At 63.8% G+C, this 23681-nt stretch carries 19 protein-coding genes; 4 read left to right on the forward strand and 15 right to left on the reverse strand.

From position 1 onward, the window contains the following. Positions 1 to 6 precede the first annotated feature (6 nt). On the forward strand, positions 7 to 1638 hold the full coding sequence (locus WD006_RS15295) for a PepSY-associated TM helix domain-containing protein (protein ID WP_029308097.1): 1632 nt from the start codon (positions 7 to 9) through the stop codon (positions 1636 to 1638). 24 nt (positions 1639 to 1662) lie between these two features. Here the strand turns inward: WD006_RS15295 and WD006_RS15300 are convergent, their stop codons facing one another. From WD006_RS15300 to phaC, 9 genes are all read right to left on the reverse strand, one after another. Then, positions 1663 to 2871, reverse strand: coding sequence for a cystathionine beta-lyase (locus WD006_RS15300; RefSeq protein ID WP_029308098.1), 1209 nt, complete (start codon positions 2869 to 2871; stop codon positions 1663 to 1665). A 120-nt stretch (positions 2872 to 2991) separates the two neighbouring features. Then, positions 2992 to 3573 carry a hypothetical protein gene (locus WD006_RS15305; RefSeq protein ID WP_011516126.1) on the reverse strand — a complete coding sequence of 194 codons (582 nt, stop codon included), beginning with the start codon at positions 3571 to 3573 and terminating at the stop codon, positions 2992 to 2994. 75 nt (positions 3574 to 3648) lie between these two features. Then, positions 3649 to 4833, reverse strand: coding sequence for a beta-ketothiolase BktB (gene bktB / locus WD006_RS15310; protein ID WP_029308100.1), 1185 nt, complete (start codon positions 4831 to 4833; stop codon positions 3649 to 3651). A 99-nt stretch (positions 4834 to 4932) separates the two neighbouring features. Then, complete coding sequence (rimO, locus tag WD006_RS15315; protein ID WP_011516124.1) at positions 4933 to 6303, reverse strand: 30S ribosomal protein S12 methylthiotransferase RimO; 1371 nt, start codon at positions 6301 to 6303, stop codon at positions 4933 to 4935. 186 nt (positions 6304 to 6489) lie between these two features. After that, positions 6490 to 6867 (reverse strand): hypothetical protein, encoded by a 378-nt coding sequence (locus WD006_RS15320; protein WP_227874087.1) that lies wholly within the window; start codon positions 6865 to 6867, stop codon positions 6490 to 6492. Between the two features lie 192 nt (positions 6868 to 7059). Further along, a complete protein-coding gene (gene phaR / locus WD006_RS15325) occupies positions 7060 to 7611 on the reverse strand; it encodes a polyhydroxyalkanoate synthesis repressor PhaR (RefSeq protein WP_011516122.1) in 552 nt (183 codons plus the stop codon). 368 nt (positions 7612 to 7979) lie between these two features. Beyond that, positions 7980 to 8720 carry a 3-ketoacyl-ACP reductase gene (locus tag WD006_RS15330; RefSeq protein ID WP_008646821.1) on the reverse strand — a complete coding sequence of 247 codons (741 nt, stop codon included), beginning with the start codon at positions 8718 to 8720 and terminating at the stop codon, positions 7980 to 7982. A gap of 116 nt (positions 8721 to 8836) precedes the next feature. Next, positions 8837 to 10018 carry an acetyl-CoA C-acetyltransferase gene (locus WD006_RS15335; RefSeq protein WP_008646824.1) on the reverse strand — a complete coding sequence of 394 codons (1182 nt, stop codon included), beginning with the start codon at positions 10016 to 10018 and terminating at the stop codon, positions 8837 to 8839. A gap of 76 nt (positions 10019 to 10094) precedes the next feature. Next, complete coding sequence (gene phaC / locus WD006_RS15340; protein ID WP_029308102.1) at positions 10095 to 12002, reverse strand: class I poly(R)-hydroxyalkanoic acid synthase; 1908 nt, start codon at positions 12000 to 12002, stop codon at positions 10095 to 10097. Between the two features lie 328 nt (positions 12003 to 12330). On the opposite strand from phaC, the gene WD006_RS15345 reads away from it, so the two are divergent. Continuing rightward, positions 12331 to 12558: a hypothetical protein gene (locus WD006_RS15345; RefSeq protein WP_011516119.1), complete on the forward strand. Its 228-nt coding sequence runs from the start codon at positions 12331 to 12333 to the stop codon at positions 12556 to 12558. A 25-nt stretch (positions 12559 to 12583) separates the two neighbouring features. Here the strand turns inward: WD006_RS15345 and pgeF are convergent, their stop codons facing one another. Both pgeF and WD006_RS15355 read right to left on the reverse strand, forming a co-directional pair. Next, positions 12584 to 13399 (reverse strand): peptidoglycan editing factor PgeF, encoded by an 816-nt coding sequence (pgeF, locus tag WD006_RS15350; protein ID WP_175582358.1) that lies wholly within the window; start codon positions 13397 to 13399, stop codon positions 12584 to 12586. Next, positions 13362 to 14564: an RluA family pseudouridine synthase gene (locus WD006_RS15355; RefSeq protein WP_029308103.1), complete on the reverse strand. Its 1203-nt coding sequence runs from the start codon at positions 14562 to 14564 to the stop codon at positions 13362 to 13364. The genes pgeF and WD006_RS15355 overlap by 38 nt, the downstream gene beginning before the upstream one ends. A 17-nt stretch (positions 14565 to 14581) precedes the next feature. On the opposite strand from WD006_RS15355, the gene WD006_RS15360 reads away from it, so the two are divergent. Continuing rightward, positions 14582 to 15412: an outer membrane protein assembly factor BamD gene (locus WD006_RS15360; RefSeq protein ID WP_024570892.1), complete on the forward strand. Its 831-nt coding sequence runs from the start codon at positions 14582 to 14584 to the stop codon at positions 15410 to 15412. 300 nt (positions 15413 to 15712) lie between these two features. Here WD006_RS15360 and WD006_RS15365 read toward each other — a convergent pair whose 3' ends face one another. The 3 genes from WD006_RS15365 to WD006_RS15375 all read right to left on the reverse strand — a co-directional run bounded on the left by WD006_RS15365 (position 15713) and on the right by WD006_RS15375 (position 19022). Next, the gene (locus tag WD006_RS15365) at positions 15713 to 17842 is read right to left on the reverse strand and encodes an ATP-dependent DNA helicase (RefSeq protein ID WP_224446137.1); all 2130 of its coding nucleotides are present in this window, start codon (positions 17840 to 17842) and stop codon (positions 15713 to 15715) included. A gap of 142 nt (positions 17843 to 17984) precedes the next feature. Continuing rightward, the gene (locus WD006_RS15370; protein WP_008646837.1) at positions 17985 to 18188 is read right to left on the reverse strand and encodes a YdcH family protein; all 204 of its coding nucleotides are present in this window, start codon (positions 18186 to 18188) and stop codon (positions 17985 to 17987) included. A gap of 57 nt (positions 18189 to 18245) precedes the next feature. After that, positions 18246 to 19022 (reverse strand): hypothetical protein, encoded by a 777-nt coding sequence (locus WD006_RS15375; protein ID WP_029308104.1) that lies wholly within the window; start codon positions 19020 to 19022, stop codon positions 18246 to 18248. Positions 19023 to 19199: 177 nt separating this feature from the next. Between WD006_RS15375 and WD006_RS15380 the strand changes: the two genes are divergently transcribed. Further along, on the forward strand, positions 19200 to 21563 hold the full coding sequence (locus WD006_RS15380; RefSeq protein WP_011516006.1) for a Tex family protein: 2364 nt from the start codon (positions 19200 to 19202) through the stop codon (positions 21561 to 21563). Between the two features lie 92 nt (positions 21564 to 21655). Here the strand turns inward: WD006_RS15380 and WD006_RS15385 are convergent, their stop codons facing one another. Continuing rightward, positions 21656 to 23554 (reverse strand): potassium transporter Kup, encoded by a 1899-nt coding sequence (locus WD006_RS15385; protein WP_008646843.1) that lies wholly within the window; start codon positions 23552 to 23554, stop codon positions 21656 to 21658. Positions 23555 to 23681: the final 127 nt, after the last annotated feature.

The raw sequence follows: 23681 nt of genomic DNA on the forward strand, positions 1-23681 counted from the left end.
ATCCGCATGAAACCCAACACCCTGCGTGTATTCAATACGCTCCATACCTGGGTCGGCCTGATGGCAGGCTGGGCGCTGTTCATAGCGTTCTTCGCCGGGGCGATCACGGTCTTCCACCACGAACTGCACGTGTGGCAGAACCCTGCCCGGCTGGAAGGCCGGCACGTCACGGAGGTCCAGGTCGACGGCCCTGCCGTTGATGCCTTCGTACAGCAACTCATCGCCGCGCACCCTGATGCCGCCAACAGTGTCTACGTTGGCCTGCCGAGCAAGGAGGAACCGGACTTCAACGCATACTGGCAGGACAAGTCCGGCGCCTGGCAGACGATGAACGGCACGCGCCTGAACGGCGATGCCGCCGCGCGGAACGATACCTCGCTCGACCATGCAACCGGCGAACTCTCGGCATTCCTGAACGCCCTGCATTACTCGCTCGGCCTGGGCATGAACGGCATGTATTTCATGGGCGTGATCTCGATCCTGTACGGCCTGGCGCTGGTATCCGGCGTGCTGTTACATCTACCGCGCCTGAAGAAGGACCTCTTCGCGGTGCGCCCGGGACGCAACCTCAAGCGCTTCTGGATGGACACGCACAATGTGCTTGGCCTGTTCAGCCTGCCGTTCCACCTGATATTCGCAATCACCGGCGCATTCTTCTGCCTGTCACTGATCATGGTGATGGTCTTCAACGTGCTGACGTTCGACGGCAAGCTGATGGAGGTAGTGCCACGCGTCACAGGCGCCACGCCCGAGGTGACCGCCGCAGGCCGCCCCTCCCCGACGATGCAGGCGGCGCAACTGCTGGCAATCGCCCGCGAACACGGTGGCGATCGGTTCACGCCGGAAGCCATCCGCTTCCAGCACTACGGTGACGCGAACGCGCTGGCCGAAGTCCGCGGGGACAGCACCCGGACGCTCGGCAACGGCGGATCGGTGGGCATTCACGCCGCGGCAGCCGAGCCCGAGGCGGGCAAGCTGATCGCCAACCAGACCGCCGGCGCGCGCGACACGAACCACATGGTCTACAGCGCGATGTTCGCGCTGCACTACGGCACGTATGGCGACCTGGCCATGCGGATCGTCTATCTGCTGGCGGGGCTGGCGGGTGCGTTCCTGTTCTACTCGGGCAATTTGCTGTGGATCGAAACACGCCGCAAGACGCGGCAGGCCGAACAGCCTCGCGTGCATCGACTGCTCGCCCAGGCGACGGTTGGGGTGTGCATCGGCACCTGTATCGGCGTTGCGCTGTGCTTCCCGGCTGCGCTGCTTTGGCCGGATCAGGCCGTCAGCCATGTGTTCTGGCCCGCCTTCATCGCATCCGTGGGCTGGGCCCTGATTCGCCATCCCGCACGCGCGGCCGTGGAATTGCTGTGGATTGCGGCGATCGCCACGCTGAGCGTGCCGCTGTCGAATGCCATCCTGACCGGCGACCACTTTATCGTTGCGGCACTCAACGGCCGCTGGGCCGTGGCGGGCTTCGACATTGGCGCGATCGCGCTGGCCGCCGGATATGTCGCGCTGGCCCGCGCCACACTACGCCGCGCCCGTGGCGGGCCGGCAGAATCGGTATGGGCGCTGCGTAGCGCATCACCCAATACCCAACAGACAGAAGAACCCGCGGCGCTCGAACGCGTCTAGCGCGTCCGGGCGCATTCTGGCTCGTCAGCGCAGCTGAGACTCCAGCGCCTGCTTCAGATCGGCGATCAGGTCGCGGGTGTCTTCCAGACCAATATACAGCCGCACCAGTTCGCCGGCGTTCTCCCATCCAGCGGGCGGCCACGTGCCAGCCGGGCGCATTGTGTCGACGTGATAGGGCACAGCCAGACTGTGCGCACCGCCCCACGACCAGCCAATCGCGAACAGCTTTAGCGCCTCGACGAACGCATCGACCTGCTCGCGCGTATAGCGGCTGTGCAGAATGATCGAGAACAGACCACTCGCCCCGCTGAAATCCCGCAGCCATTCGGCATGGCCGGGGCAATCGGGCAATGCCGGATGCAGCACACGCGCGACCTCCGGACGTTTCGTCAGCCATTCGGCCACCTCGCGCGCTGCGCGGTCGTGAGCGGCCAGGCGCACCGGCATGCTCGCCAACCCACGCAGGACCAGGTAGCAATCGTCGGCGGAGACACCCCAGCCCATCAGCATGCGGGTGCGCTTGAGGCGGTCGTGGAGATGGTCATCCCGCGTGATCACGGCGCCCATCAATACATCGCTGCCACCGGATTGGTACTTGGTCAGCGCCTGCACGGAGATATCGATGCCCTTCTCGAACGGCCGATAGTAGACGCCGGCAGACCAGGTGTTGTCGATCGCGGTCAGCACACCACGTGCCTTCGCGGCGGCCACGATCGCCTCGGTGTCAGGCACTTCCATCGTGACCGAGCCCGGCGATTCCATCCAGATCAGACGCGTGTTCGGCTGGATCATCGAGGCGATTCCAGCGCCGACCGACGGATGATACGGGCGCACGGTAATACCGAACTCCCGCGCCATCCAGTCGCCATGATCGCGATTGGGTCCGTAGACGTTTTCTGGGACGAGGACATCGTCACCGATACGCAGCAGGCCGAAATAGACCAGCGAAATGGCGCCCAGGCCCGACGGGAACAGCAGCGTGTGACGGCCACCTTCGATCTGCGCCAGTTGCTGGCAAAGCGCCTCGCTGGTCGGCGTGGCGTGCAGGCCATAGCGCCAGTAGGTCTTGCTGCGGTCGCCATAGGCGCGCAGTTCGGCAAGGTTGCGGAAGACGACAGTGGAGCCGCGGTAGGTCGGCGTGGAGAACGAATCGAAGCCCGGCGCGATGTCCAGTTCTGGCTGGACGGCAATGGTCTTGATGTAACGGGACGAGTCGGAAGCGGACACGGCGATTTCCCTGGAGGAGTCGAATCAGGCGTTCGAGCTTACCAGCAAATGCCAGTCAGGCCACGTGCGAGGCCGGCGAAAACACGTCAGGTCAGGACGGACGGACTAGCCGAGCCCGATGGGGATTCAGCGCGGCTTCTCAGTCGAGATTGATGACTTGGGCGAAGGTGGGGCGTACGTCGCGCCGCTGCCCTGGCGGTTATCGAATGGTGGGATCACCAGGAAGCCGCCAAGCGGCCGGATAACAAACGGCAGGATGATCGCGGGGTTGAGCGCATCGGTCCAGGTACCTCGCACCACGCCCTGCTGGTCGATCTGCCCTTCCCAATTGCCGGATACGCGCGTGCCGTCGTCCGACTCTTCCATCAGGAAGCTGCCGTCCTCCCATTCGCCGGAGAGCAGCCGCACGCTCTTGCCATCCCCGATCGAATACTCGCCTTGGAGGCTGTCCCGTGTATCGGTCTTCGGGGCCACCCGCAATCGCACCGGCTTGTCGCCGAGCGTGCCGGTATAGACCGGATACTTCGCGTACTCGGGGCGCGGTGACAATGGGCCCGCCGAGCCGGTGGACAGCGAGGTGCCCCGCTTGGCCTCACCGGCACGAATGGCGTCATTGATACCGAGCCCACCGCCCTGCCCGTCCACCGCCTGCCCCGTCGATACAACGGCTCCGTCGGCCGCGCGCGCTGCAATTGGGAGAGACAGCATCGCGACGGCCAACAGGCAAAGCAGAACGGGACGGGACAAGACGGACTTCCTCGGGCAGATTGACTGCCCGCGACTTTAAACGCGCTCGAAGATCGCGGCAATGCCCTGGCCACCACCGATGCACATCGTCACCAGCGCGTAGCGACCCTGTACACGCTGCAGCTCGTACAGCGCCTTGACCGTGATGAGCGCACCCGTGGCGCCGATCGGGTGGCCAAGCGAGATACCGGAGCCATTGGGGTTGACCTTCGCCGGGTCGAGACCCAAAGCCTTGGTCACCGCGCAGGCCTGCGCCGCGAATGCCTCGTTGGCCTCGATCACATCGAGATCCTTGACCGTCAGGCCGGCACGTTCCAGCGCGATCTTCGTAGCCGGCACCGGACCGATACCCATCGTTTTGGGATCGACACCGGCGTGGCCGTAGGACACCAGGCGAGCCAGCGGCTTCAGGCCGCGGCGCTTGGCCTCGGCACGCTCCATCAGCACCACGGCGGCGGCGGCGTCGTTCAGGCCCGAGGCGTTACCGGCCGTGACCGTGCCATTCTCCTTGGCGAACACCGGCTTGAGCTTGGTCATGTCGTCCATCGTCGCATCGTGACGCACGTGCTCGTCGGTATCGAACACCACGTCGCCCTTGCGCGATTTCAGCGTAACCGGAACGATCTGATCCTTGAAATAGCCTGCCTTGATGGCGGCGGAAGCACGACGATGCGATTCGAGCGCGGCTTCGTCCTGCTGCTGGCGCGAAATGTCATATTCCTTGGCGACGTTTTCCGCCGTCACGCCCATGTGGATCGCGTGGAACGGATCGTGCAGTGCACCAAGCATCATGTCGACCAGCTTGGCATCACCCATGCGCGCACCCCAGCGGGCCATCGGCGCCAGGTACGGCGCGCGGCTCATGCTTTCCGCGCCGCCGCCGATTGCCACGTCGGCATCGCCCAGCAGAATCGTCTGGGCTGCGCTGACGATTGCCTGCAGGCCGGAGCCGCACAGGCGATTGACGGTCAGTGCCGGCGCGTTGATCGACACACCACCATTCACAGCCGCCACGCGGCCAAGATACATGTCCTTCGGCTCAGTCTGGATCACGTTGCCGAACACCACATGACCCACGTCATCGCCCGAAACACCGGCGCGGGCCAGTGCTTCGCGCACGACCAGAGCGCCCATATCCGTCGGGGCCTGATCCTTCAGGCTGCCGCCGAAGGTACCGATTGCGGTGCGCACACCGCTGACAACCACCACTTCACGTGCCATGTCTTGTCTCCATGCGTTCATGTTGCGCCGCACAGTATAGACCCGACCCCGGGAAAACGAACGACCGTACTTTTACCTAATTGTATGCACAAGTACGGCTTACGCCACTTCACCCCAAAGATCGTGACCGTCGGCGCCGGTAATCTTCACATTGACGAAGTCGCCCGTCTTGTAGCGCTGTGAAGCCTTGGCCGCCGGATCGATATAGACGAGACCATCGATTTCCGGCGCATCCGCCGACGACCGGCCGATACCACCGTCCTGATTGACCTCGTCCACCAGCACGCGCAGCGTCTGGCCGACCTTGCGCTGAAGACGGCGGGCGGAGACCTCCTCGGCTACTTCCATAAAGCGGGCACGTCGCTCTTCGCGCACTTCGTCCGGCAACGCACCGGGCAGGTCGTTGGCCGTGGCGCCTTCCACCGGGGAATAGGCAAAGCAGCCCACCCGGTCAAGCTCGGCTTCGGCGATGAAATCGAGCAGCGTCTGGAATTCTTCCTCGGTCTCACCGGGGAAACCGGCGATGAACGTGCTACGAATCGTCAGGTCCGGGCAGACTTCGCGCCACGCGCGGATGCGGTCGAGTGTCTTCTCGGCATTCGCCGGGCGCTTCATGCGCTTGAGCACATCCGGATGCGCATGCTGCAGCGGCACATCGAGGTAAGGCAGCACGTTGCCCTGGTTCATCAGCGGGATGATCTCGTCGACGTGCGGATACGGGTAGACGTAGTGCAGGCGAACCCATGCACCATACTGGCTCGCCAGCTCGCCGAGCGCGGCCACCAGTTCCGTCATGCGCGTCTTGAGCGGGCGCCCATTCCAGAAACCGGTGCGATATTTGACGTCCACGCCATAAGCGCTGGTGTCCTGCGAGATGACCAGCAGTTCCTTGACGCCCGCCTTGAACAGGTTTTCGGCCTCGAGCATGACTTCAGCCACGGGGCGCGAGACGAGGTCGCCACGCATCGACGGGATGATGCAGAACGAGCAGCGATGGTTACAGCCTTCCGAAATCTTCAGGTAGGCATAGTGCTTCGGCGTCAGCTTGATACCGGCCGCCGGCACCAGGTCAGTGAACGGGTCATGCGGCTTCGGCAGGTGCGTATGCACCGCCTGCATCACCTCGCCCAGCGCGTGCGGGCCGGTCACAGCCAACACCTTCGGATGCACGGCACTCACGATGTCGTGCCCGGCGGCATCCTTCTTGGCACCCAGGCAGCCGGTCACGATCACCTTGCCGTTCTCCGTCAGCGCCTCGCCGATCGCGTCCAGGCTCTCCTGCACAGCCTCGTCAATGAAGCCGCACGTATTGACGACCACAAGGTCGGCGCCGTCATAGGTGCCGCTGATCGAGTATCCCTCGGCACGGAGCTGGGTAATGATCTGCTCGGAGTCCACTAGGGCCTTGGGGCAGCCGAGTGAAACAAAGCCGACTTTGGGCGGATTGGACAAGTTGGTATCAGACGACATGGGGCACCGCAAATAGGGGGGATTCGGGGCGCATCCGACCGTCCCCGGTGGCGCGCCGCTCTGGGCCAAGGGCATCCGGCGTGCCTGCCGGGCGCCGTCATTGCCATGAAAGGCCGTGATTTTACCCTGAGCAAGCGATATTGGCGCGCCTGCCCTTGGCGGGCTTCGTTCTGTGCCCGGGGCGCATCACGTTCCAAGAAGACTGGCGGCCCGGGCAAGAATCGGCCTCCAGCCGAGCGCCAGGCCCAACACGACCCCGCCGCCACCGGTTGCCCAGAACACCCGGTTGACGCGGACTTTCATAACGGAGAGCTTGTCCTCGGTCGACTGGATGCGCCCGGATAGATCTGACTCCACTTTATCGACCCTTGCAGTGAGACGAGCCTCGAACTGGTCCATCGCATGAATGATCCGCGACTCGGACTCCCGCATCTGGCTTTCTTGTTGCCGAAGCTGTTCCGTCATGGCCTGCTGGCCGGCCGTGAGCGAACCAATGTCGCGCTGTACCTGGCCGAGCTGGGTGTAGAGGTCGAGTACGAACGGTTGAAATTTGTCGATTTCCATCGGGCGACGAGGAGATGATGTCTGAACAGGACCCCTGAACAAACAGGGCATGGCCAATTGGACCATGCCCTCTCGCCCGATTCGACGCGTCAAAGAGAATGACGCACGGATATGGGAATTTGCCACGCTTTCACAACAGTCCGTGGTGGTGACACCACTGCACGGCTGTTGCGCGGCGAAAACAGAACCTGCTTACTTCTTGTCCGGCTGGTTGAACGGGAACGTGCCGAACATCGACTTGGCCTGGTTCTGCATCTGCTCCTGCATCTGCACAAACAGGTTTTTGCTCTGTTCGATGTAGTTGCTCATCATGCCCTGCATCATCGGCCCCTGCAGGTTCATGAACTGCGACCACATGTCCGGGCTGAATGGCTCACCCGAGTAAAGACCCTTGGAATTCTCGGCCAGCTTGCTCTGGATATCGATGAAGGCCTGGATATTCTTTTCCAGGTAGGTGCCCATCATGCCCTGCATCGCATGGCCGTAGAAGCGGATGATCTGCGAGAGCATCGCGCTCGAGAACATTGGCACGCCGCCGGTTTCCTCTTCCAGGATGATTTGCAGCAGGATGCTGCGCGTGAGTTCTTCGCCCGACTTGGCGTCGACGACCTTGAACTCCTCGCTGTCCATGACCAGTTGTTTCACATCCGCGAGCGTGATGTAGGTACTGGTCTGCGTGTCGTAGAGCCGGCGATTGGGATACTTCTTGATCAGTCGCTCTGCGCCTTTTTTGCTCGTGGCCATCGGTGCTCTATCCTTGTGTCGTCGCTGATGCCGTTGTCCGGCATCGCTGCTGCGCCATCGCTCGGTACTGCTGCACCGCGTGCGATGCAGTGCGCAAGAACAACCGGACCGGACACAGCCGAAAGGCTCCACAGTGGTGCCGGTTGCGCTATTGCCCTGATTCTATGCTCAACAAGGCACTAAGAAAAGACGGCAAGGTTTAAGGAAAACCCGCAGCAAAACAGCGTGGAAAGATGACAAACGGGCAATGAACGCGCACGAATGCGCGGCATCGCCCGCCAGAAACGCCAGCCGGAGCCCGGCCGGGTCATGCTTGTGCACTGCGCTGGATGCGCCGCATCAACGGCGACATCCGGCGCGCGCGCCGGTCAGCCCATGTGCAGGCCGCCATTCAGCGAGAAGTCGGCACCGGTGGAGAAACCCGACTCGTCCGACGACAGCCAAGCGCAGATCGAGGCGATTTCTTCGGGCGTGCCCAGACGCTTGACCGGAATCGTGCCGACGATCTTGTCGAGCACATCCTGGCGAATCGATTTGACCATGTCCGTGGCGATGTAGCCCGGCGACACCGTGTTCACGGTCACGCCCTTGGTGGCCACTTCCTGCGCCAGCGCCATCGTGAAGCCGTGCAGGCCTGCCTTGGCGGTCGAGTAGTTGGTCTGACCGAACTGACCCTTCTGGCCGTTCACCGACGAAATATTGACGATTCGACCCCAGCCGCGGTCAGCCATGCCGTCGATGACCTGCTTGGTCACGTTGAACAGCGACGTCAGATTCGTGTCGATCACCGCATCCCAGTCCGCGCGGGTCATCTTGCGGAACACTACGTCTCGCGTGATGCCGGCGTTGTTGATCAGCACATCGACCTCGCCCACTTCGGACTTGACCTTATCGAAGGCTGCCTTGGTGGAGTCCCAGTCGGCGACGTTGCCTTCGGACGCCACGAATTCAAACCCGAGCGCGCGTTGCTGTTCGAGCCACTTCTCACGACGTGGCGAATTCGGGCCGCAGCCCGCCACCACCTTGTAACCATCCCGCGCCAGTCGCTGGCAAATCGCGGTCCCGATGCCGCCCATGCCGCCGGTCACATATGCAATGCGCTGAGTCATATCCACTCCTAGTTGGCTCGCCCGATCGTGTCGAAGCTTTGGTCTTTCTTATTCACGCCGGCCGCATCCGTCCTGGACGCACACGGCCGGCACACCCCTCAATGCAATTGCGATGCTTAATTCCGCTCGACTGCGAGCGCCACGCCCATCCCACCACCGATGCACAGCGAGGCCAGGCCCTTCTTGGCATCGCGGCGCTTCATTTCGTGCAGCAGCGTGACCAGGATGCGGCAGCCTGACGCGCCGATCGGATGGCCGATGGCGATCGCGCCGCCGTTCACGTTGATCTTCGACTGATCCCAGCCCATTTGCTGATGCACGGCCAGTGCCTGAGCGGCAAAGGCCTCGTTGATTTCCATCAGGTCCAGGTCCTTGACCTCCCAGCCGGCACGCGACAGGCAGCGCTTGCTGGCAGGCACCGGGCCCATGCCCATCACGGCCGGGTCCACGCCGGCGTTGGCGTACGCCTTGATGGTCGCCAGCGGGGTCAGGCCCAGTTCGCGCGCCTTGGCGGCCGACATCACGACCACAGCGGCGGCGCCATCATTCAGGCCCGATGCGTTTGCGGCCGTCACCGTGCCGCTCTTGTCGAAGGCCGGTTTCAGGCTAGCCATGCTTTCCAGCGTGGCGCCCTGACGCACGTACTCGTCGGTCTTGAACGCAACCGGATCGCCCTTGCGTTGCGGAATCAGGACCGGAACGATTTCCTCGTCGAACTTGCCGGCCTTCTGGGCAGCTTCGGCTTTGTTCTGGGAGCCCACGGCGAACTCGTCCTGGGCCTGGCGGGTGATGCCGTATTCCTTGGCCACGTTCTCGGCCGTGATACCCATGTGGTACTGGTTGTACACATCCCACAGGCCGTCAACGATCATCGAATCGACCAGCTTGGTGTCGCCCATGCGGAAGCCATCGCGCGAACCCGGCAGCACGTGCGGCGCGGCGCTCATGTTCTCCATGCCGCCGGCCACGACGATCTCGGCCTCGCCAGCCACAATCGCGTTGGCGGCCAGCATCACGGCCTTCAGGCCCGAACCGCACACCTTGTTGATGGTCATGGCCGGCACCATGTCTGGCAGGCCCGCCTTGCGCGAAGCCTGGCGTGCCGGGTTCTGGCCCGAGGCGGCCGTCAGCACCTGGCCCATGATCACTTCGCTCACCTGGTCCGGCTTCACGCCGGCGCGTTCCAGCGCGGCCTTGATCACGATGGCGCCCAACTCCGGCGCGGGGATCTTCGCGAGCGAACCGCCGAACTTGCCAACTGCGGTACGGGCTGCGGAAACGATGACGATATCGGTCATTTGATGTCCTTTCGAGAAAACGAATGCGGAACGGTTCGAAATCCGGGCCGGCGTCGCGGGCCGGCCCTTATGAAGCTCAGGCGCGCTGTTTGACGTAGCGCCCTGGCGCGGGTTCAATCGCCCGGTAGTGGTCATTGCCGTAATCGGCTGGCGCGGCACGCTTCTGACCCGCCTGCTTGCCCAGCCATGTCACCCAGTCCGGCCACCAGCTTCCCGGATGCTCCTGCGCGCCGGCCAGCCAATCATGGGCCGATTCCGACAATTTGTCATTGGTCCAATGACTGCGCTTCTTCTTGGCCGGCGGGTTGATGACGCCCGCGATATGGCCAGAGGCACCCAGCACGAAACGCAACTTGTTCCGCAGCAGCGCCGTGGAAGCGTAGGCCGCGGCCCAGGGCACGATGTGGTCTTCGCGCGACCCGTAGATGTACGTTGGCACGTCGATCGCCCCGAAGTCCACCGGCGCGTTGCAGACCGTGAGCTTGCCCGGCACCTTCAACTCGTCCTGCAGATACGTATGCCTCAGGTACCAGCAGTACCACGGGCCCGGGAGATTGGTGGCGTCGCCATTCCAGAACAACAGGTCGAACGGAACCGGCGTGTTGCCCTTGAGATAGTTGTCGACCACGTAGTTCCAGACCAGGTCGTTCGGACGAAGGAACGAGAACGTATTGGCAAGTTCCACGCCGCGCAGCAGCCCGCACGGCGCGCCGCCGGCCCCACCCAGCGTGGCCTCGCGCAGTTGCACGTGCGCTTCGTCGACGAAGACATCGAGGATGCCCGTATCGGCGAAATCCAGCAGCGTGGTCAGCAATGTCAGGCTGGCTGCGGGACGCTCGCCACGCGCGGCCAGCACCGAAAGCGCCGTCGAGACGATCGTGCCGCCGACGCAGAAGCCCAGCACGTTGATCTTGTCCTGTCCGCTGATATCGCGCGTCACTTCGATCGCGCGGATCGCCGCGTGCTCGATGTACTCATCCCAGGTGCGCTCGGCCATCGATGCATCGGGGTTGCGCCACGACACCAGGAAGACGGTATTCCCCTGCTCCACCGCATGACGCACAAGCGAGCTCTCGGGTTGCAGGTCCAGAATGTAGAACTTGTTGATGCACGGCGGCACCATCAGCAGCGGCCGCTCGTAGACCTTGTCGGTCAGAGGCTTGTACTGCAGAAGCTGGAAATACTCGTTCTCGTAGACCACAGCGCCTTCGGTCACAGCCATATTGCGGCCGACCTCGAACGCTGTTTCATCGGTCTGCGAGATCTTGCCCCTGGCCAGATCCTCCAGCATATTGCGCACGCCCTTGCGCAGTGACTCACCACCGGATTCGATCAGGCGCTGTTGCGCGTCGGGGTTCGTCGCCAGGAAGTTGGCCGGCGACATGGCATCCACCCATTGCGATACCGCGAAGCGGATGCGCTGACGAACCTTGGGATCGGCCTCGACCGCCTCGGCCAGTTCGGTCATGGCGCGGGCCGTCAGCAGGTAAAAGGCTGCGGTATAGCGATACGGGGCATTGTTGCGCCATGCCGGGCTGGCGAAACGCTTGTCGGACAAGCGCTGGCTGGCTGAATCGGCATTGGCCGCGCCGTTGGGCGCAGGCGCGCTGGCTGCCACGGCGCCCTCGCCCATTTCTCGCCAGAGTTCGGCGAAATCCCTGAAAAAGCGTTCCTGGATACGAGCAAGCTGCGCGGGCGCGATCTTCACGCCGCCGGCGCCATTCATGCCGTTCGCACCCTGCGCGGTGGCACCCTGGAAAGCGTTCTGGAAGGCCTGGACGAATGCCTCGCCGCCCGGGAATCCACCCGGAAACGCGCCGGCCATACCGGCCGGGAAACCTGACGGCATATCGCCGTTGGCCTCGGGTACCCATTGACGGGACCACTCCAGCCAGGTGGCTGGATCAAATGGCCCCGGCACGAACTGAAACGGTTGGGACTTGCCTTCCTTAGCGGAAGCTGCCGCACCTTTGCCGGTCGCCATAATGTATTCGTCTCTCTGCCGTCGTATTGGTTGACGGGCTCGGGGTGACTGTCTCCCGACCCGCCCCTGATCCGGGTTGCGTCTGACACTGCTGCAGAACGACCTCGGATGCCCTGCGTCATACGCTATGCTAGCCGGCGAAACCCTAGAGTAATTCCTCGGTTTCGATACATTTAAAGGCATTGTTGCCTCGCAATGTAGACGCTGTCAATGCGGAAATCCGCACGACAGGTAACTCCCTGGCCGCCAAATCCCGACCTACCGGACGGTAGGCCTGGCGCGGCGTGCCAGGCAGCATGAACTCATACACGAAAGAGATGAAAGTCTGATGTATATCGTGGCAATTGGCTGGCTCTACGTCGTCCTGATGATGTCGATTACCGAGACCAACGCGGTGGCTGGCGTGGCCACCTTTCTGTTTTACGGACTGGCTCCGGTCGCGATCGTGATGTACATCATGGGGACGCCGGGCCGGCGCAGGCGGCGAAAAGCGCGTGAAGCCGGCGAAGCCGCCGCGGCAAAGACGGCGGAATCCGAGTCGAAAGCCGGCCAATAGACGGTGCCACGGCCGGCGGCGGCTGTCAGCGTTCCAGCCAGACGAGCGTGGCCATGCGGCCAGTCGTGCGGTCCCTGCGGTAGGAGAAAAAGCGATCGGCGTCGGTAACGGTACAGGCATCCCCGCCGTAAGCCCGCACGCAACCCGCGCGTGCCAACCGGATGCGGGCCAACGCATAAATATCGGCCCAGTACTTGCCCGGCGCGCCCGGGAGAAACGCTGCCTCGACCCCTGCCCGCTCGTCGTCGCGCGCGCGCTCGATGAAGGCGGCACGGACCTCGGCACCTACCTCGAATGCCGTCGGCCCGATGGCCGGACCAAGCCATGCAAGCCAGGTTGGATCGGGGCCGGCACGCGCTGCCATGCGTGCCAGCGTGGCCTCGATGACCCCATCACAGAGCCCTCTCCAGCCCGCATGTGCCGCGCCAACGACCGTGCCCGCCGCATCGCAGAGCAGCACTGGCAGGCAATCGGCCGTCATGATCGCGCAGACGTGGCCTGACTCGGTGGCGATGCTCGCGTCCGCCTGCGGCACACCATCCGTGACGCCGTCGGCCGTGACCACGCCACAGCCATGCACCTGGTCGAGCCAGCGCGGCATAGCCGGCAGATGTTCCGCCAAGCGCTGCCGATTCTCGGACACGGCGGCCGGGTCATCACCGACATGCGTGCCGAGATTCAGGCCACCGGTCGATCCATCGGCCAGGCCGTAGGGGCTTGCACTGACACCACCATGGCGCGTGGTCGACAATGCGCGCACCCACGCCGGCGCGGGCCAGTCGGGCACGATCCAGGCCGGGCGATCATTCGTCGTCATGGTCGTCGTGGTCGCCTTGGTCATCGTCGTCCCCTTCGTACCAGTCGTCTTCCTCTTCATCGTCCTGCGCATGCCCCTCGAAGTCGAGGGCATCGATCAAGGCCTGGAGGTCTTCGGGCGGCTCGGCTTCCCACGACATCTTGCGGCCGGTGACCGGATGCACGAGCCCCAGCCGGTAGGCATGGAGCGCCTGGCGCGTGAACGGGACAGGCAGCGGCACACGGATCGCGGGGCGCTGCCCGCGTTGCGTGGCCTTGTGATAGACGGGATCGCCCACCAGCGGATGGCCGATCGACTCGAAATGCACGCGGATCTGGTGCGTCCGACCGGTCTCGAGCTGGCACATCACCATCGACACCTTACCCCGGCCCAGCGGCACCGTGCCAAGGGTCTCGAAGTGCGTGCGCGACGGTTTGCCGCTGTTCGTATGCACGATCGCCATGCGCGTGCGCTCGCGAGGGTCCCGGCCGATCGGTGCATCGATCGTGCCGTCATCGGGGGTCTCGCCCCAGACCAGCGCGAGATAGGTCCGCTTGACCGTGCGCGCGGCGAGCTGTCGCACCAGATCCGTCTGGGCGACCAGCGTCCGTGCCACCACCATCAGGCCGGAGGTTTCCTTGTCCAGCCGGTGGACAATCCCCGCGCGGGGCAGCCTTGCCGCAGACGGGTCGCGATGCAGCAGCCCGTTCAGCACGGTGCCGCTCCAGTTGCCGGCGGCGGGGTGGACGACCAGTCCGGCAGGCTTGTTGATGACCAACATGGCATCATCCTCGTACACGACGTCGAGGGGCACGTCTTCCGCCGTGAATGCCATGGACTCCGGGGCGGCCTGCGGCTGGACCTCGATCTTCTGGCCCATCTGGACCGATGCCTTGGCACGGCTTGGCTCGCCATCGACCCTTACGGCGCCATCCTCGATCCATTGCTGGATACGGCTACGCGAAAACTCGCTGAAGTGCCGCGCGAGCAGCTTGTCGAGGCGCTCGCCGTGAGACGCGCTATCGACTTCCATGTACAGTGGCACGAAATCCGACGCGGCCGGCGGCGAGACCGGCACATCGTCGTTGAACTCACCGAGGTCGCCAAACTCCTCCGTATCGACGTCCGCTACGGCGGTGGATTCGGTGTGGCGCTCCGGCCCGGTTTCGGGCTTGGGGCTTCGGCTATAATGCTTGGCGCTATTTTTCATCCGGGAACAGGTTGCCCATGCAATTGCAGAGCATGAGACGCGCTAATTGGCGCGCGAGATTTGGAGCGATTTTGCTTGCAGGCGGCTGCGTCATGCTGTCCGCGTGCGGCCTGCTGGGCGACCAGCCGGACGAAACGGCTGGCTGGTCAGCGAACAAATTATATTCTGAAGCCAAGGATGCTCTAGATGGCGGCGACTACACGCGCGCCGTCAAGCTCTACGAGAAGCTCGAGGGCCGCTATCCATTTGGCCGTTACGCCCAGCAGGCGCAGATCGATACGGCCTACGCCAACTACAAGGATGGCGAGACCGCTGCCGCGCTGGCTGCCGTCGACCGCTTCATCCAGTTGCACCCGAGCCACCCGAACATCGATTACGCCTACTACCTCAAGGGGCTGATCAACTTCAACGACAACCTGGGCTGGCTGGGCCGGTTCTCCGGCCAGGATCTGAGCGAACGTGATCCGAAGGCGGCGCGAGCAGCCTATGACGCGTTCCAGATCCTGATCACCCGCTACCCGGACAGCAAGTACACGCCCGACGCCACGCTGCGCATGCAGTACATCGTCAACTCGCTGGCCCAGCACGAAGTTCACGCGGCGCGTTACTACTATCGCCGCGGCGCCTACCTGGCTGCGGTCAACCGCGCGCAGCAGGCGCTGAAGGACTACGACGGCGCGCCGGCCAACGAGGAAGCGCTGTATATCATGGTCCGCTCGTATGATGCGCTGGGCATGAAGGATCTGCGCGACGATGCCGCCCGCGTGATGGAACGCAACTATCCGAACAGCGACTACATCAAATATGGGCAGCGCCGCAAGGACAAGTCCTGGTGGGAAGTGTTCTGAGGTTGCCGAACCTGTCCGCAATGGACATTTCGATGCAAGCAACAAAAAAACCGCACGCGATCCGTGCGGTTTTTTTTGGCCTGACGCCAGACGTTGGGCTCATGAACACGCCCCCTTCTCGGCACGATAACCATCGTACGTGCCGTAGGCCTCGTCATGGCGACCAAGCCGCTTGGATGCGCTGGCTGCGGTCACTCGGAATCTCGTAGCCGCTGCCGATCGAGTAAGTCTGGTGCGGGAAGACCATCCCCGGCGGGCAGATGCTACGAACTCGTGGTTGCCTGGTACAAACTGGGACAGCTACTCCGAATCCGTGTCGGACTCGGACGCCGGTGCCTCACCTCGCCCCAACCCTTCCAGGAACCGAATGACGGTGTCGGCTTCTCGCGTGCGCGTGAACGGCGGAAGACTCTGCCAGATCTGCCGGCCATACGGCTTTTCCACGAGCCGGGTATCGCAAATCGCCAGCACGCCGCGATCGGTCTCAGACCGGATCAGTCGGCCAGCACCCTGCTTCAGCGTGATCACCGCATGCGGAAGCTGGTGAACCGCGAACGGGCTGAGCCCCTTCTTCTGCAGTACTTCCATGCGCGCTGCCAGCACTGGATCATCGGGCGGTGCGAACGGCAGCTTGTCGATGATGACCAGCGACAGCGCCTCGCCACGGACATCAACGCCTTCCCAGAAACTCTGGCTGCCCACCAGCACGGCATTGCCAAGCTCGCGGAAGCGGTCGAGCAATTCGGTACGGCTCGCCTGGCCCTGCACGAGCAGCGGCAGGTTGATACCACGCTCAGCGAACAGGTCATAGAGCATGTCCGACGCCTTCTGCACCGCCCGCAACGTGGTGCAAAGCAGGAACGTGCGACCACCTGCCGCCTCGATCAACGGCAGCGCCCGCTCCACCACCGCCTCGGTAAATTGAGGCGATTGCGGCGGTGGCATATCCCGGGGCACATACAGCAGCCCCTGTTTCGCATAGTCAAACGGGCTCGGCAGTGTCAACGACCGATCGCGATCCAGCCCAAGCTGCGCGGCGTAATGGGTGAAGTTGCCCTTCACGGACAGCGTGGCAGAGGTGAAGACCCACGCGCGTGGTTGGCCTGCGCGTTGCCGGCTGAAGATTGGCGCGATCGACAACGGCGTCCGATGCAACTGCACCGTGTGCGAGAACACTTCCACCCAGCGTACGGTTTCGGGGCCAAGCTGGGCAGGTTGGACAGACTGGGAAGTCTGGTCGCCTTCCGCATCGTCGGCCGGCTCGGCCGCAGGCACCGGGGATGCGGCAATCCGGTCGTCGCGCCATGCCGCCAGCCGCTGGGCGAGTTCGAGCGCGCGGCGATGGCACTGTTCAAGCTCCTCGGCACGCTCGGCCTGCGATTCCAGTGCCTCGACAAAGTCGGACAGCGCCGTGTCGAGCGCGTCGAGCGTTTCGTGAAACGGCTCGCGAATGCGCGGGTCGGCGTCGATCTGCCCCAGCGCAAGGCGGGCGTTCTCCCTGCCGAAAGCCAGGCGCAGATCGCGGGCAGCCCGTTCGAGCGGTGCCCCAAGCGCGACCCAGTCCACCGCATCGCGCGCGTGCGACAGCCCTTCGGCCACGGTATCACGGGCCAGCTCGAGCAGTTGGCTCGTCGACAACGTTTCGCCGAAGAACAACGTCGCCGTCTCGGGCAACTGGTGCGCTTCGTCGAAGATCACTGTGTTGGCGGCGGGCAGCAATTCGGCCATGCCGGTATCGCGCAGCACAACGTCGGCAAAGAACAAGTGATGGTTGACGACCACAAGGTCGGCCTGCTGCGCCTCCTTGCGGGCGCGCATCACGAAGCATTCCTTGTAGTTCGGACATTCGCTGCCCAGGCAGTTGTCCCGTGTGGACGTCACGAGCTGCCACACTGGCGCGTTCTCGGGTACTTCGGCCAGCTCGGCCTTGTCCCCGGACGTCGTGGTCTTGGCGAATCGGCTGATCTCGCGCAACCAGGCCGCATCCTGCTTCGACGCCAGCCGGCCGTTGGCCTGTGCCCGCTCCAGGTGATAGTGGCAAACGTAGTTGGCCCGCCCCTTGAGCAGGGAGACGGAGATCGGCACGTTCAGCGCATGGCGTACCGTCGGAATGTCGCGGAGGTAAAGCTGGTCCTGCAGGTTCTTGGTACCGGTCGAAAGGATGACCTTCCCGCCCCAGAGCATGGCCGGCACCAGATAGGCGTACGTCTTGCCCGTACCCGTGCCAGCCTCGACGATCACCGTGTCGTTGTCGGCGATCGCATTGGCCACGGCCTCGGACATCTTCTCCTGCGCCGCGCGCGGCCGGTAGCCGGGGATCGCACTGGCCAGCGTGCCGGTTTCGGCAAAGATCGTAGCGAGTTGCGAAGACCTTAGCGCGGCCTGGTCGGCTGCCGCCGCGGCAACGGCGTTCGCGAGCGACTCCGGCATGTCGGCGGCTCCGGCCACATTGGGGCCGTCGGATAAGGATGTGTCTTCGATCGGTTCGGACAAGTTGGAACTTCCTGAGGCGTGGCGCGATTGGTCGCGCACGCTTTTGTCATGGCGCCGGAGGGACCGGTGGATATCTATGCTAGGCGGGTACGTCGGGCTCGACCTGCACTTGCAACAGGGTGATGGCGTCCTTGAGCTTGAGCCGGCGCTTCTTGAGCCGGCGCAGTTGCAATTCGTCATGCGACGGATCGGACGCAAGGCGGTCGATCATGAAATCCAGATCACGATGCTCGATCTGCAGTTCGATGATCTGTCGCGCCAGCGTATTGAGGTTCTCGTCCATGTTGCGCCTTCCCCTGCCCTGCCTTGCGGCCATTGCCCGGGTGTTGTTCGAGCCAGATCAGAATCCGAATGGGCTGGGCTTCGACGACTGCCCCTGATTCTGCTTTTCCGCGGCGCGGGCGCGGCGTTCTTCCAGTTCCTTCTGACGTTGCGCGGCATCGACCTGTTTTTGCTGGTATGCCTTCGCGTTCTCCTCGTGCTGACGGGCCTGCTCGGCACCCTTCTGCTGTGCCTCCTGCATCTTGGTGGCGAAATCGTCCTGCTTCTTCTGGTAAGCCTCGGCATTGGCCGCCCGCTGCGGCGCGCCAGCATTGTGCTGCGCATCACGCAGCGCCTGGTCCTGCTGCTTGCGTTCGAAGGCTTCGCGGCTGGCCTGTTCGTCGGCGGCCCGCTTGGGCAGGCTGGCCTCGTACTCCGCACGCCGCAGGGCCTGGTCGTGATCACGCTGGGTCGCCCGGTAGGCACGCTCGGCATCGCCCACCTCCAGATCGCGCTCGCGCAGCACCTGCAGCTCGCCGCGTTGGACTTCCTTGGCCTTGTCGATGCAGTTGTTCACCAGGAACTTGCTGTAGCACGCACGTTCCGCCACCGCGTAGCGATATTTGGTCCAGGTCCGCGAGTCGTCGATCGCCTTGCGCTCGGCATCGAAATCGCGCGCGACGCCTGGGGCCGGCGGCACAGCCGCTGCAGCCGGCGTGGACGCCTGCGCCATGGCGGGCCGAAACGGCGCAGCCAGCAGTAGCGCCGCGAGCGCGATGGTGAGAGCCGTGGAAGACACTGTGGGCACTTGGGAAACCGGGGCAGCCATGGTGGCCGGATGGGGCTTGACGATCATGGCGGAATTCTAACATCCGGGGCCACTTCGGACCCCTGGGCGAACGTTGCAACTTGTGCCTGCCCGTGGATGCGCCACCACGTCGGAAAACAGCGGGCACAAAAGGTGTCTCCCCGTCACCAGGCGCGCATCGCGCTTGTGGCACAATGCCCCGCTTTCGACTGACACGTATTCTCGATGTCCAATCTGCCTGCTTCCGTTCTGCAAAAGATTGTGTCGCTGATCGCGGCCGAACTGTCCGTGCAACCCCGCCAGGTAGCGGCTGCCGTCAACCTTCTGGACGAAGGCGCCACGGTGCCATTCATCGCCCGCTATCGCAAGGAAGTCACGGGCAACCTGGACGACACGCAGCTTCGCACGCTTGAGGAGCGCCTGCTTTACCTGCGCGACATGGAAGATCGTCGCGCCACGATCCTGGCGTCGATCGAGGAACAGGGCAAGCTCACCGACGAACTGCGCGCGGCCATTGAAGCGGCCGAGACCAAGCAGACGCTGGAAGACCTGTACCTGCCCTACAAGCCGCGCCGTCGCACGCGCGCCCAGATCGCCCGTGAATGCGGCCTGGAACCACTTGCGCAGGCACTGCTGGCCGACCCGACGCTCGATCCCCAAGCCGAGGCCGCCAAGTACGTCAACGGCAACCCCACCGCCGACGGCGGCGTGCCCGACGTCAAGGCCGCGCTGGACGGCGCGCGCGACATTCTGTCGGAGCAGTTCGGCGAAACGGCGGAACTGCTCGGCAAGCTGCGCGAGCATCTCTGGAGCAACGGCGTGGTGACGTCCTCCGTCGTGGAGGGCAAGGAAACCGCCGAGGAAGAGAAATTCCGCGACTACTACCAGTACAGCGAGACGATCCGCACCGTGCCGTCGCACCGCGCGCTGGCGCTGTTCCGCGGCCGCAACGCGGGCGTGCTGATGGTCAAGCTGGGCCTTGGGGAGGAACAGGACGCGATGGTGCCGCATCCGTGCGAAGGCATGATCGCGCGCCACGTCGGCATCCAGAACCAGAATCGCCCCGCCGACAAGTGGCTGGCCGACGTCTGCCGCTGGAGCTGGCGCGTCAAGGTGCAGCCGCATCTGGAAACCGAACTGCTCACGCAACTGCGCGAGACCGCCGAGGGCGAGGCCATCAAGGTGTTCGGCCGCAACCTGCACGAGCTGCTGCTGGCCGCGCCGGCCGGCCCGAAATCGGTGATGGGTGTCGACCCGGGCATCCGCACGGGCTGCAAGATCGCCGTGGTGGACACCACGGGCAAGCTGCTGGAAACGGCAACGATCTACCCGCACGAGCCGCGCCGCGACTGGAACGGTTCGCTGGCCACGCTGGCACGTCTGGCCAAGCAACACAACGTCGCGCTGTGCTCGATCGGCAACGGCACGGCCAGCCGCGAAACGGACAAGCTGGTGCAGGACCTGATGAAGGGCGCGCCCGAGCTGAAGCTCACCAAGATCGTGGTCAGCGAGGCTGGCGCATCGGTCTACTCGGCCTCGGAACTGGCGGCCAAGGAGTTTCCGGAACTCGACGTGTCGCTGCGCGGCGCGGTGTCGATCGCCCGCCGGCTGCAGGACCCGCTCGCCGAACTGGTCAAGATCGACCCGAAATCGATCGGCGTGGGCCAGTATCAGCATGATGTGAACCAGCGCGAACTCGCGCGTGCGCTGGACGCCGTGGTGGAAGACTGCGTAAATGCGGTGGGTGTGGACGTCAACACGGCCTCCGCCCCGCTGCTGGCACGTGTCTCGGGCCTGAACTCGGTACTGGCGCGCAATATCGTCGAATACCGCGACGCCAATGGCGCGTTCTCGAATCGCGATGCGCTGAAGAAGGTGCCGCGCCTGGGCGACAAGACGTTCGAACAGGCCGCCGGCTTCCTGCGCGTCAACGACGGGGACAACCCGCTCGACCGCTCGTCGGTGCACCCGGAAGCCTATCCGGTGGTGCAGCGCATCCTGGATCACATCAAGAAGGGGCTGCCCGATGTGATGGGCAACCGCGACGCCCTGCGCGGCCTGTCGGCCCAGCAGTTTGCCGATGACACGTTCGGCCTGCCGACCGTGCGCGACATCCTGTCCGAACTCGAAAAGCCGGGCCGCGACCCGCGCCCCGAGTTCAAGACCGCGACGTTCCAGGATGGCGTGGAGGACGTCAAGGATCTGCAGCCCGGCATGGTGCTTGAAGGCGTGGTGACGAATGTGGCGGCCTTCGGCGCGTTCGTCGACATCGGCGTGCATCAGGACGGCCTGGTCCATATCTCGGCACTTTCGACGAAGTTCGTCAAGGATGCACACGAGGTGGTCAAGGCCGGCCAGATCGTCAAGGTCAAGGTGATGGAAGTGGACGTCAAGCGCAATCGCATCGGCTTGACGATGCGCCTCGATGACGAGCCGGGCCAGGCTACGGCACGTGCAGGCGGCGCCGATCGTTCGAATGATCGCGGTGGCCAGCGTAACGGCAGTGGCAAGGGTTCCAACGGCGGCAACCGTCGTGAAGCGGTGCAGCAAGGCGCGATGGCAGCGGCATTCGCCAAGCTGAAGCGCTAAGTCCGGCAGTTCTCCTCTCCCGCTCGCGGGAGAGGAGGAAAAAACAAAACGCCCCGCAATTGCGGGGCGTTGTCACATCTGGACCTCGGGAATCAGATTTCTACCTTCGTCCCAAGCTCCACCACGCGGTTGGCCGGAATCGAGAAGAAGTCCGACGGTTTGGCGCCGTTCTGATGCATCCACGCGAACAGGCTTTCGCGCCACATCGACATACCCGGCAGCTTCGACGGAATCACCGATTCACGCGCGATGAAGAATGAGGTTTCCATCAGCTCGAATTGCATGCCGAGCTTGCGCTGGGCCAGATCCAGAACCCGCTGCACATCAGGCGTTTCCTTGAAGCCATATTCGGACTTGAGGATGTAGACGCCTCCCCCCAGATCCTTGCAGCTCAGGCGCTCGTCGTCGTCCACGTACGGAATGTCACGCGTCACGAACTGCAGGAAAACCACCCGCTCGTGCAGCACGCGGTTGTGCTTGAGGTTGTGCAGCAGCGACACCGGCACCGATTCGGTGTTGCCGGTCAGGAACACGGCCGTACCTTCCACGCGATGCGGCGGGTGCGCCAGCAGGCCGGCGATAAACGGCTCCAGCGGAATGCCATCCTCCAGGCTACGCGCGCGCAGCAGCTTCCGGCCACTGTGCCAGGTCATCAACAGGAAGAACGCGCTACCGCCCATCAGCAGCGGGAACCAGCCGCCCTCGGCGATCTTGAGCAGGTTGGCCGCGAAGAACGACATGTCGACCACCAGGAACGTCAGGCTGATCAGCGTCACCAATGCAGGGTTCCACTTCCAGACGTTGCGCATCACCAGCGCGGCCAGGAACGTGGTGATCACCATCGTCGTGGTCACGGCGATCCCGTACGCGGCCGCCAGGTTATCGGACTTCTTGAACGCCAGCACCACGCAGATCACAAGTACCAGCAGGATCCAGTTGATCACGGGCATGTAGATCTGGCCGATTTCCGCCGCCGAGGTATAGCGGATACGCATCCGCGGCATGAAACCAAGCTGAATGGCCTGGCTCGTCAGCGAGAACGCTCCCGAGATGACGGCCTGCGACGCAATCACCGTGGCCGCGGTGGCCAGCAACACCATCGGCAATTGCAGCGCCGACGGCACCATCAGGTAGAAAGGATTTTCGATCGCGTCGGGGTTGCCCAGCAGCATTGCCCCCTGGCCAAAGTAGTTCAGGATCAGGCACGGCATGACCAGCACGAACCAGGCCGTGCGGATCGGCTTCGCGCCGAAGTGGCCCATATCGGCGTAGAGCGCCTCCGCGCCAGTCAGCACCAGGAACACGCTACCCAGCACGATGAACGCCTGGAGCGAGTGGTCATGCAGGAATGACACCGCATAGACCGGGTTGATGGCCTTGACGATCCCGGGTGCCTGCACCAAATGGATCAGGCCCAGCGCGCCGAGCGCCAGGAACCACACCACCATGATCGGCCCGAACAGCTTGCCCACCACATGCGTGCCGCTGCGCTGGATAAAGAACAGCAAGGCCAGGATCAGCAGCGTGATCGGAATCACGAAGTGGGAAAGCCCCGGCGCGGCAATCTCCAGGCCTTCGACGGCAGACAGCACCGAGATGGCCGGCGTGATCACCGCGTCGCCGTAGAACATGCACGCGCCGAAGATGCCGAACATCATGATCAGCTTGGCCATGCGTGACCGTGGCGCCGCTGTGCGCAAGGCCAGCGCCATCAGCGCCAGAATGCCGCCCTCGCCGTTGTTGTCGGCGCGCATCACGAACATCACGTACTTCAGCGACACGACGATAACAAAGGCCCAGAACAGCATCGAGATGATGCCGAGTACCGCATCGGGACTGAACGGAATGCCATGTTCCGGGCTGAAGCATTCCTTGAGCGAGTAAAGGGGACTGGTGCCGATATCGCCGAAGACGACACCGATCGCGCCGACCACGAGCGCACGGGAGCTCGGGCTTTCGACGTAGTAGTGACTGGTTGTGGATTGAGTCATGGATTTGGGTCTGGTGGACCGGCTCGCGCCTCTACGGCCTGACTTCGGCTCACCCGGCGGGCTGCCGGACATAACACCTACCGATGTGGTGATTCAGGCACAAATTCTCTCGCGCAAGCGGCTCCGG

Origin of the sequence: Cupriavidus sp. Met-2, from assembly GCF_049843575.1 — a bacterium.
In the GTDB taxonomy this organism is placed as follows: Bacteria; Pseudomonadota; Gammaproteobacteria; order Burkholderiales; family Burkholderiaceae; genus Cupriavidus; species Cupriavidus metallidurans.

Excerpts from the sequence above, each read along its gene's own strand:
- WD006_RS15295 (WP_029308097.1), top strand. The coding sequence starts at position 7 with ATGAAACCCAACACCCTGCGTGTATTCAATACGCTCCATACCTGGGTC.
- WD006_RS15305 (WP_011516126.1), bottom strand. The coding sequence starts at position 3,573 with ATGCTGTCTCTCCCAATTGCAGCGCGCGCGGCCGACGGAGCCGTTGTA.
- bktB (WP_029308100.1), bottom strand. The coding sequence starts at position 4,833 with ATGGCACGTGAAGTGGTGGTTGTCAGCGGTGTGCGCACCGCAATCGGT.
- rimO (WP_011516124.1), bottom strand. The coding sequence starts at position 6,303 with ATGTCGTCTGATACCAACTTGTCCAATCCGCCCAAAGTCGGCTTTGTT.
- WD006_RS15320 (WP_227874087.1), bottom strand. The coding sequence starts at position 6,867 with ATGGAAATCGACAAATTTCAACCGTTCGTACTCGACCTCTACACCCAG.
- phaR (WP_011516122.1), bottom strand. The coding sequence starts at position 7,611 with ATGGCCACGAGCAAAAAAGGCGCAGAGCGACTGATCAAGAAGTATCCC.
- WD006_RS15330 (WP_008646821.1), bottom strand. The coding sequence starts at position 8,720 with ATGACTCAGCGCATTGCATATGTGACCGGCGGCATGGGCGGCATCGGG.
- WD006_RS15335 (WP_008646824.1), bottom strand. The coding sequence starts at position 10,018 with ATGACCGATATCGTCATCGTTTCCGCAGCCCGTACCGCAGTTGGCAAG.
- phaC (WP_029308102.1), bottom strand. The coding sequence starts at position 12,002 with ATGGCGACCGGCAAAGGTGCGGCAGCTTCCGCTAAGGAAGGCAAGTCC.
- WD006_RS15345 (WP_011516119.1), top strand. The coding sequence starts at position 12,331 with ATGTATATCGTGGCAATTGGCTGGCTCTACGTCGTCCTGATGATGTCG.
- pgeF (WP_175582358.1), bottom strand. The coding sequence starts at position 13,399 with ATGACCAAGGCGACCACGACGACCATGACGACGAATGATCGCCCGGCC.
- WD006_RS15355 (WP_029308103.1), bottom strand. The coding sequence starts at position 14,564 with ATGAAAAATAGCGCCAAGCATTATAGCCGAAGCCCCAAGCCCGAAACC.
- WD006_RS15360 (WP_024570892.1), top strand. The coding sequence starts at position 14,582 with ATGCAATTGCAGAGCATGAGACGCGCTAATTGGCGCGCGAGATTTGGA.
- WD006_RS15365 (WP_224446137.1), bottom strand. The coding sequence starts at position 17,842 with ATGCCGGAGTCGCTCGCGAACGCCGTTGCCGCGGCGGCAGCCGACCAG.
- WD006_RS15370 (WP_008646837.1), bottom strand. The coding sequence starts at position 18,188 with ATGGACGAGAACCTCAATACGCTGGCGCGACAGATCATCGAACTGCAG.
- WD006_RS15375 (WP_029308104.1), bottom strand. The coding sequence starts at position 19,022 with ATGATCGTCAAGCCCCATCCGGCCACCATGGCTGCCCCGGTTTCCCAA.
- WD006_RS15380 (WP_011516006.1), top strand. The coding sequence starts at position 19,200 with ATGTCCAATCTGCCTGCTTCCGTTCTGCAAAAGATTGTGTCGCTGATC.
- WD006_RS15385 (WP_008646843.1), bottom strand. The coding sequence starts at position 23,554 with ATGACTCAATCCACAACCAGTCACTACTACGTCGAAAGCCCGAGCTCC.